Consider the following 8,321-nt stretch of genomic DNA (forward strand, 5'->3'; position numbering starts at 1 on the left):
GGTCATGCTTTCGGCATATTTGACCCGCGCGCGTCAGGAGCCTCCGAACCAGTTGTAGCCCTGATTGACCCAGTAGCCGCCAGGGTACGTATTCGTGACGAACATCTCCACGATGTGCTTCGGATTCTTGTAGCCAAGCTTGGTCGGCATACGCAGCTTCATCGGGAAACCGTATTTCGGCGGCAGGCGCTCGCCGTCGTATTCGAACGTGAGCAGCGTCTGCGGATGGAGCGCCGTGGGCATGTCGATGCTTTCGAAGTAGTCGTCCGCGCATTTGAAGCCGACATATTTCGCGGACGTGTCCGCGCCCACGCGTCGCAGGAAATCGCCGAACGGCGTGCCGCCCCAGCGGCCGATCGCGCTCCAGCCTTCCACGCAGATGTGTCGCGTGATCTGCTCGGCGTGCGGCAGTGCGTAGAGTTCAGGCAGCGTCCACGTCCTCTTGCCGGTGATGAGGCCGCTCAGCTGGAGCTTGTAGTCGGAGGCGTCGACTTCGGGCACCTCGTCGATGCCGTAGAACGCGTTGAACGGAAACGGCCGCGTGAGCTGCGCTTCGGTGTAGGTCGGGGCCAGCTGGTTCGGATCGAAGATGAAGGCCTGGGCGCGGTCGTTCAGTCGCGAGACCGCGGTGAGGAACGTGTTCACGGAATCGTTGTCCGTGAGCGAACAGCCGGTGAGCATCGTAAGGCCGCCGAGTGTCAGCAGACGTTTGCCGAAGAGCCGCCGTGACGGCATCGCGAGTTCGCGGCGGGCGTCGATCAGGATCGACTCGCGGTCGAGATTCATCGCGGGTTTGCGTTCTGGTTTCGTGGTCATGGAATTCTCCTAACGGCCGCGCAACATCGCGAGCAGCGAGCGCGGCACCAGCGCGACCATCACGACGTGCACGACGATAAACGCCGCCATCAACGACATCGCGGTGAAGTGGACGATGCGTGCCGTGTCATAGCCGCCCATCACTTCGCGCAGCAACGGGAACTGCACCGACTTCCAGATTGCGAGCCCCGACAGCACGAGCAGGATCAGGTCGCAAATCACAAACAGGTACGCAAATTTCTGCACGGCGTTGTACTGACGCAGATCCGCGTGCGAGAGCTTGCCCGTCAGCGCGGCGACGAAATCGCTCAGGATCGCGCGTGGTGAGAGCGGCAAAAACTTGCGCCAGAAACGTCCGCTCACGAGGTTGAGCGCGAGGTACAGCAGGCCGTTGAACACCAGCAGCCACATCGCGGCGAAATGCCATTGCAGCGCGCCGCCGAGCCAGCCGCCAAGCGTCAGCGACGGCGGGAACATGAAGCCCTTGAAAATCGGCGATGCATCATAGATGCGCCAGCCCGACAGCATCATGATGATTGCCGCAAGCGCGTTGAGCCAGTGGGTGATGCGCACCCAGACCGGATGAATCGCGCCAGCCGCGGGTGCCGGCGGCGGCGCGGTGTTGACGTGAAGACGGGACGTGTTCATCGAACGCTCCTTGGGTTCCGCTATCCAGCTATTCAGCCATTCAGTTGTTCAGCGACGCGTTGTTCGACGGCTCAGCGGCAGGCGGCGAGATCGGCCACCTGCAGCACATCGCCGGTCGTTGCATTCTCAACGAAGGCGACGACACCGAACTGCTCCGCGGATGTGGACGTCGACGCGCCAGCTTTGGCATTGCTATCAAATGCGCTCAACGCGACATCCTGATGAATCCGCGCGTTGCCGGCGACGAGCGGCACCGGTCCGATCCATTGCCGCACGACCCGCTCGTGATGCAGCGTCGCGCCATTGTTTTCGCCCGCTCGCACCTGCGAGGTCAGATCGTTTTCGTAAACTGCCACGTAGGCGTTCAACTTCTCGCTACCTGCAGCGCGCGCCGTGAATCGGGCGTTGACGTCGAGCGCGTCTGCCGTGCCGGATCCACGCGGCGCGAGTTCGATTGCGACGTCGGCCTGCGCGGGCTCGGCTGTGACCTTCTGGACACGGCCCTCGAAACTGTCGCGCTGCGACCAGCTACGCAGTTCGCGTCCCGAGACGAACACTTCGGGCGTGTAGATCGTATGGCCGCCTGCGCGGTCGGCCAGGCTTTGCTGCCGCTCGGTAAAGCGATGTTGCGAAAAGCGGTCCATCCAGCCGAGGCTGTTCCAGTAATCGACGTGCAGTGCGAGCGGCACGACGCTGTCCGGCACGCCACTGCCCTTCCACTGGCCGAGCCAGCGGTCGGCCGGCGGGCAGCTGTTGCAGCCTTCGCTGCTATACAACTCGACGAGTGCGACGCGATGGGCCGGGCTGTGCGCGGTGCACATCGACGTGGCCGCCTGCGCGACACCGCTCGTCGCCAGCGCGACGGCCAGCGCGAAACCGCGAACGGTGCGCGTGTGTCGTACCGGTTCGCGTGGCGTCGATGACCGGTGTGATTGCGTTTGCATGGCAGGCTCCATCTGGAAATCTGCACGTTTGTCGCGGCACGTTCGCGGTTATGACAGCGCGCCTGAATTTTTTTTCGATGTGCGAGCGAGGGGAAAGGCGCGGCCGTCCGGGCGAAAAAGCGGCATGCGCGGCGCCGGAACGGGCTTCTACGAACCTGCCTGCGAGGCAGCCACGCCACTCACGCCGCGTGAGGTCGGGCCACAGCGGGCCATGGAAGATCAGACGGTGGCCAAACGAGGATCGGGCGGATCTCTTCCTCAATGCTAGCGCATCGCCTGGGGACCTGGCGGTCTGGCGCCAGATTTCTTACGAAAAGTTTACCGCGCATCCCACGCGCCGGCGCGATGCGATCAACCGCCCGTCAGGTTCTGAAGACAGCCTGAAACCCGAAGCATCAGACGATTCGACGCTGACAGCCCGACGCTGCTCAATGAACCGTTTTTTTTCGCGACGGGTTGCCAGGCGCCTGAAACCCGGTGTATCGTGTGCGCTGCTAACGCGGGGGTCCTGCGTGGCGCATCGAACGATGGTCGGTGTGCTTCGCGGGTGAGAAATACCCTTTGAACCTGATCTGGATAATGCCAGCGCAGGGAAGCGTACGGATTTCGCCGCCTCACCTGCTTCACGCCACACCGAAATCCGACTCCTTCCGTCTCGTCTCCTGCCTGGCTTCCTCACATTGCTTTGCATAGAACCAGGGTAAGCGCTCTGCACCCACTCTGGTCGACACAGGAGATTCGCATGAACGCCAATCCGAAGTTTCTTTCTGCCGACGCTCACGTCGATGCCGCTGCTGTCGCGCCGCTGCCGAATTCCCGCAAGGTCTACGTGACCGGCTCGCAGCCGGATATCCGTGTACCGATGCGCGAAATCACGCAATCCGACACGCCGGACAGCTTCGGTGGCGAAAAGAATCCGCCGGTCTATGTCTACGACACGTCGGGCCCGTACACCGACCCGGACGCGCAGATCGATATCCGCGCGGGTCTGCCCGCGCTGCGCCAGCGCTGGATCGAAGCACGCGGCGATACGGAAGCGCTCCCGGGTCTCACGAGCGACTACGGCCGCGAACGCGCCGCCGATGCCGCCACCGCCGAGCTGCGCTTCCAGGGACTGCATCGCACGCCGCGTCGCGCGATTGCCGGCAAGAACGTGTCGCAGATGCACTACGCACGTAAGGGCATCATCACGCCGGAGATGGAATACATCGCGATCCGCGAGAACCAGCGCCGCGCCGAGTATCTGGAAAGCCTGCGCACCAGCGGCCCGAACGGCGAAAAGCTCGCCGCGATGATGGGCCGTCAGCATCCGGGCCAGGCGTTCGGCGCAAGCGCGTTCGGTCCGGACGCACTGAAGGCGATCACGCCGGAGTTTGTGCGCGAGGAAGTCGCGCGTGGCCGCGCGATCATCCCGAACAACATCAATCACCCGGAAAGCGAACCGATGATCATCGGCCGCAACTTCCTTGTGAAGGTGAACGCGAACATCGGCAACTCGGCGGTCACGTCTTCGATCGGCGAGGAAGTCGACAAGATGACGTGGGCGATCCGCTGGGGCGGTGACACGGTGATGGATCTGTCGACCGGCAAGCACATTCACGAAACGCGCGAGTGGATCATCCGCAACAGCCCGGTGCCGATCGGCACGGTGCCGATCTATCAGGCGCTGGAGAAGGTCAACGGCCGTGCGGAAGACCTGACGTGGGAAATCTTCCGCGACACGCTCATTGAGCAGGCCGAGCAGGGCGTCGATTACTTCACGATTCACGCGGGCGTGCGTCTGCAATACGTGCCGCTGACGGCGAAGCGCATGACCGGCATCGTGTCGCGCGGCGGCTCGATCATGGCGAAGTGGTGCCTCGCTCACCACAAGGAAAGCTTCCTGTACGAGCATTTCGAAGACATCTGCGAAATCATGAAGGCGTACGACGTCGCGTTCTCGCTCGGCGACGGACTGCGTCCCGGCTCGATCTACGATGCCAACGACGAAGCCCAGCTCGGCGAACTGAAGACGCTCGGCGAACTCACGCAGATCGCGTGGAAGCACGACGTGCAGACGATGATCGAAGGCCCGGGCCACGTGCCGATGCAGCTGATCAAGGAGAACATGGACCTGCAACTGGAATGGTGCGACGAAGCACCCTTCTACACGCTCGGACCGTTGACGACCGACATCGCGCCTGGCTACGACCACATCACATCGGGCATCGGCGCGGCGATGATCGGCTGGTTCGGCACGGCAATGCTCTGCTACGTGACGCCGAAGGAACACCTTGGGCTGCCGAACAAGGACGACGTGAAGACCGGCATCATCACGTACAAGCTCGCCGCGCACGCCGCCGATCTGGCGAAGGGCCACCCGGGCGCGCAGGTACGTGACAATGCGCTGTCGAAGGCGCGCTTCGAGTTCCGCTGGGAAGACCAGTTCAACCTTGGCCTCGATCCGGACAAGGCACGCGAATTCCACGACGAAACGCTGCCGAAGGATTCCGCGAAGGTCGCGCATTTCTGCTCGATGTGCGGACCGCACTTCTGCTCGATGAAGATTACGCAGGACGTGCGCGAATACGCAGCGCAGCAAGGCATCAGCGACGACGAAGCCCTGAAGAAAGGGATGGAAGTGAAGTCGATCGAGTTCATGAAGAAAGGCGCCGAGATCTATCAACGGCAATAACTGCCGGTTGCGCCCGCCGCGGCGCACAGGCAGCAGGTAAGGAAGCCCGCTTCGGCGGGCTTCTTTTTTTGGGCTGACCGGCAACGATACATTTGATTACGAAACCGACAGACGCCTGACAATCGCACACAACTGAAGACGGGTTCGGGCGATATCCTGAAGTCGTGAAGAGCATCAGGAACGCGGAATGCTTCCCCGTTTCATCATCCAATAAGATGGAGTCGTCATCATGAAAACGGTTCAGCGAATGGGCGCGATTGCAGTCCTTGTGACGCTCGTCGCCAGTCTGTCGGCCTGTGACGGGATGAGCCCACGTACGCGAGACACTGCGATCGGCGCAGGTGTCGGTGGCGCAGCGGGTGCGGTGATCGGCGGCAGCGCGCTGTCGACGCTTGGTGGCGCAGCGGTAGGCGGCGTGATCGGGAATCAGGTCGGCAAGTAACTGACGGATCGACGCGTGTGAATGACGCGGCCTTGAAATATGCGGTAACTGCTTTCTAACCCGACGCGCGCGACGGCGGCGTAAGCTCAAAGCATCGCGCCGCCATGCGAGGCGGCGCAGTGGTCGTGCGGCCGCGCGCAGATAGCGTGTGGCGCGTGGTGGCCCGTCAAGGAGTGCGTCATGAAGCCCGTCTCCGCAACCTTCCGCCTTGCCAGTGCCGCCTTGTTGCTGGCACTGACGGGCTGCTATTACCCGTACGGCTATTACCCGTATGGGTACTACGGCTATCCCGCCGTCCCCACCGCCGCGACCCAGCAGGAAGTGCCCGCCGGACAACAGCCCGACCAGAACGGCGTGTACACGCAAGCGGTGCCGCCCGTCCAGCAGAACGCCGCGTCGACAGGTTATGTCCCGCCGCCGGTGCCGCCGGTCTACGCAGTACCGGCCTACTACCCGGCGTATCCTGCGTACCCGGCGTATCCGGCGTATCCGGCTTATTACGGCTACCCGGCATGGTGGGGCCCTTCCGTATCGATCGGCTTCGGATTCTGGGGCGGTAGATGTTGTTACCACGGCGGCTACTATCACGGCGGTGGCGGCTACTACCACGGCGGAGGGTATTACCACGGCGGTGGCGGCTACTACCACGGTGGCGGCCGCGGTCACTAGCATGGCGTTCGCGCGTTCACTGGGTGGCAGTCGAGTCTGACGACGCGCCGAGGCAGGCTACCGGACTTCCCGGTGGTTTTCCGCAGACAAAAATCGCGGCTCCGGTAGTTTCCCGTCTTGACGGCGTCATTCTGGGTTCTATGCTGGCGGTTGCTCCACGAACTATCCGTTTAATTACGCGATCCGGTGTTGCGCTCACGCGCAATGCCGCGTCGGTCCGTCCTGTCTCAAGCGGCGCGGCGTGCAGGCAGTAAATCCGCGTCGACTCCTACAACAACGAAGGAGACGTGATGTTCCACCAGCTACTGACTCCCATCGGCAACGCCCTGTTGCCCTCGTTCATTGTCGCCGCGCTACCGATCATCGTCGTGCTCGTCCTCCTTGGCTGGGCGCGGAGGCCTGCGTGGCAGGCTTCGCTGGCTGGACTCATCATCGGCCTGCTGGTCGCGATCTTTGGCTGGCAGTTCCCGGTGGAACTCGCGTTCGACTCGGTGGCAGCCGGCGCCGTGTTCGCGTGCTGGCCGGTGATGTGGATCGTGTTCGCCGCGATCCTGCTCTACAACATCTCGGTGAAGTCGGGACGCTTCGCCGCGTTTCGCATGTGGATGATCGACAACCTGCCGAACGACCGGCGCATCGTGCTGGTAGTGATCGGCTTTTCATTCGGCGCGCTGCTCGAAGGTATTTCCGGTTTCGGGACGCCGATCGCGATCACGAGTTCGCTGCTGATCCTGCTTGGCTTTCCGACGCTTGAAGCCCTGACGTTCACGCTGATCTTCAACACGGCGCCGGTCGCGTTCGGTGCACTCGGTGTGCCGATCACCGTGCTCGGCGCCGTCACGCACCTGCCCACCGACGCGCTCGCCAAAATGGTCGGCCGGCAGTTGCCGTTTTTCGCGCTGCTGCTGCCGTTCTATGTGATCGGCGTGTATGCGGGCTTTCGCAACATGCTGCGGATCTGGCCGGTGTTGCTGGTCTCAGGCGCAAGCTTCGCGCTCACTCAATTCGTGACGTCGAACTACATCAGCTACAGCCTGACAGACGTGCTGTCGTCACTGGTCTCGCTGATCGTGACGATTGTCTTTCTGCGTGTCTGGAAGCCGGCTGTCGATCCGCAGTTCTCGATCAATGTCGACCGCGCGAGCGAGGCGCGCGGCAAGGTGAGCGGCGTGCAGGGCTGGGTTCCGTGGCTGATCGTGGCGGCGGTGGTGATCATCTGGACGATTGCGAAGGTATTCTTGATCGGCGACATCAAGATTCCGTGGCCGGGTCTCGACAAGGCTGTCTTCATCACGCTGTACAACACGCCGTATGGCGCCGTGTGGGACTTCCAGCCGCTCGCGACCGGCACGGCGATTCTGGTCGCCGCGATTATCACGTCGTTCGTGGTTGGCCTGCCCGCGCGCGAGTTCGGCAGCGCGATCGTCGATACATGGGTGCAGACGCGCATCGCGATTCTGACCGTGGCCACGATCGTCGGTCTTGCGTATCTGATGAACTACTCGGGGTTGAACTACACGCTGGGGCTGGGTGTGGCTTCGGTGGGTGCGTTCTTTCCGCTGGTGTCGGCGTTTCTGGGCTGGGTGGCGGTGTTTTTGTCGGGCAGCGACACGTCCGGCAACGCGCTGTTCGGCAACCTGCAGGTGGTGGCCGCGAACCAGTTGAACCTGAGCCCGGTGCTGATGGCCGCGACCAATTCGTCGGGCGGCGTGATGGGCAAGATGATCTCGCCACAGAATATCGCGACTGGCGTCGCTACGACCGAGCTTAAGGGGAAGGAAGGGGTTGTGTTTGCCAAAACCTTCAAGCACTCAATTTTCCTGACTGTGGTGCTCGGGATTCTTGTCTGGCTGCAGCAGAATGTTTTGACGGGGATGATTCCTCATTAGGGATTCTGTTTTGCCCGGGGCCGGCTTCTTTGCTTCTCGTGAAGGGCATCCGGGCGGGGTGGCGCGGTTTTTTGTTGACCTTTCCTTGTGTTCGTATCGGTCTGTGAGTGCCGCCCGGTGCGGGGCGGCACCCGCGGGCCTGTGATAAATTTTGTGTGTAAGGCATAACATGTAGCTCAAGGAGCATGTATGCCACGCAAACCCAAGACGAGCCCCGAGGCCCAGACAGCGTTGCCGTC

General features: G+C 62.4%; 7 protein-coding genes. 4 read left to right on the forward strand and 3 right to left on the reverse strand.

The window, feature by feature from the left end; genetic code table 11:
* Positions 1–33: 33 nt before the first annotated feature.
* The 3 genes from P3T21_RS20580 to P3T21_RS20590 form a co-directional block, all read right to left on the reverse strand.
* The gene (locus P3T21_RS20580; protein ID WP_429257783.1) at positions 34–816 is read right to left on the reverse strand and encodes a molybdopterin-dependent oxidoreductase; all 783 of its coding nucleotides are present in this window, start codon (positions 814–816) and stop codon (positions 34–36) included.
* 9 nt (positions 817–825) lie between these two features.
* Positions 826–1,464, reverse strand: a complete 639-nt coding sequence (locus tag P3T21_RS20585; RefSeq protein ID WP_429257784.1) for a cytochrome b/b6 domain-containing protein — start codon at positions 1,462–1,464, stop codon at positions 826–828.
* Positions 1,465–1,535: 71 nt separating this feature from the next.
* The gene (locus P3T21_RS20590) at positions 1,536–2,408 is read right to left on the reverse strand and encodes a DUF1223 domain-containing protein (protein WP_429257785.1); all 873 of its coding nucleotides are present in this window, start codon (positions 2,406–2,408) and stop codon (positions 1,536–1,538) included.
* Positions 2,409–3,150: 742 nt separating this feature from the next.
* Between P3T21_RS20590 and thiC the strand changes: the two genes are divergently transcribed.
* From thiC to P3T21_RS20610, 4 genes are all read left to right on the forward strand, one after another.
* Positions 3,151–5,082, forward strand: a complete 1,932-nt coding sequence (thiC, locus tag P3T21_RS20595) for a phosphomethylpyrimidine synthase ThiC (RefSeq protein ID WP_429257786.1) — start codon at positions 3,151–3,153, stop codon at positions 5,080–5,082.
* A gap of 229 nt (positions 5,083–5,311) precedes the next feature.
* The gene (locus P3T21_RS20600) at positions 5,312–5,524 is read left to right on the forward strand and encodes a glycine zipper 2TM domain-containing protein (RefSeq protein WP_429257787.1); all 213 of its coding nucleotides are present in this window, start codon (positions 5,312–5,314) and stop codon (positions 5,522–5,524) included.
* A gap of 180 nt (positions 5,525–5,704) precedes the next feature.
* Positions 5,705–6,193 carry a hypothetical protein gene (locus P3T21_RS20605; RefSeq protein ID WP_429257788.1) on the forward strand — a complete coding sequence of 163 codons (489 nt, stop codon included), beginning with the start codon at positions 5,705–5,707 and terminating at the stop codon, positions 6,191–6,193.
* 290 nt (positions 6,194–6,483) lie between these two features.
* Complete coding sequence (locus tag P3T21_RS20610; protein ID WP_429257789.1) at positions 6,484–8,082, forward strand: L-lactate permease; 1,599 nt, start codon at positions 6,484–6,486, stop codon at positions 8,080–8,082.
* Positions 8,083–8,321: the final 239 nt, after the last annotated feature.

The organism is Paraburkholderia sp. GAS334, assembly GCF_050436625.1.
Lineage (GTDB): Bacteria > Pseudomonadota > Gammaproteobacteria > Burkholderiales > Burkholderiaceae > Paraburkholderia.

Coding starts and splice junctions, on each gene's coding strand:
- P3T21_RS20580 (WP_429257783.1), bottom strand. CDS start 816: ATGACCACGAAACCAGAACGCAAACCCGCGATGAATCTCGACCGCGAG.
- P3T21_RS20585 (WP_429257784.1), bottom strand. CDS start 1,464: ATGAACACGTCCCGTCTTCACGTCAACACCGCGCCGCCGCCGGCACCC.
- P3T21_RS20590 (WP_429257785.1), bottom strand. CDS start 2,408: ATGCAAACGCAATCACACCGGTCATCGACGCCACGCGAACCGGTACGA.
- thiC (WP_429257786.1), top strand. CDS start 3,151: ATGAACGCCAATCCGAAGTTTCTTTCTGCCGACGCTCACGTCGATGCC.
- P3T21_RS20600 (WP_429257787.1), top strand. CDS start 5,312: ATGAAAACGGTTCAGCGAATGGGCGCGATTGCAGTCCTTGTGACGCTC.
- P3T21_RS20605 (WP_429257788.1), top strand. CDS start 5,705: ATGAAGCCCGTCTCCGCAACCTTCCGCCTTGCCAGTGCCGCCTTGTTG.
- P3T21_RS20610 (WP_429257789.1), top strand. CDS start 6,484: ATGTTCCACCAGCTACTGACTCCCATCGGCAACGCCCTGTTGCCCTCG.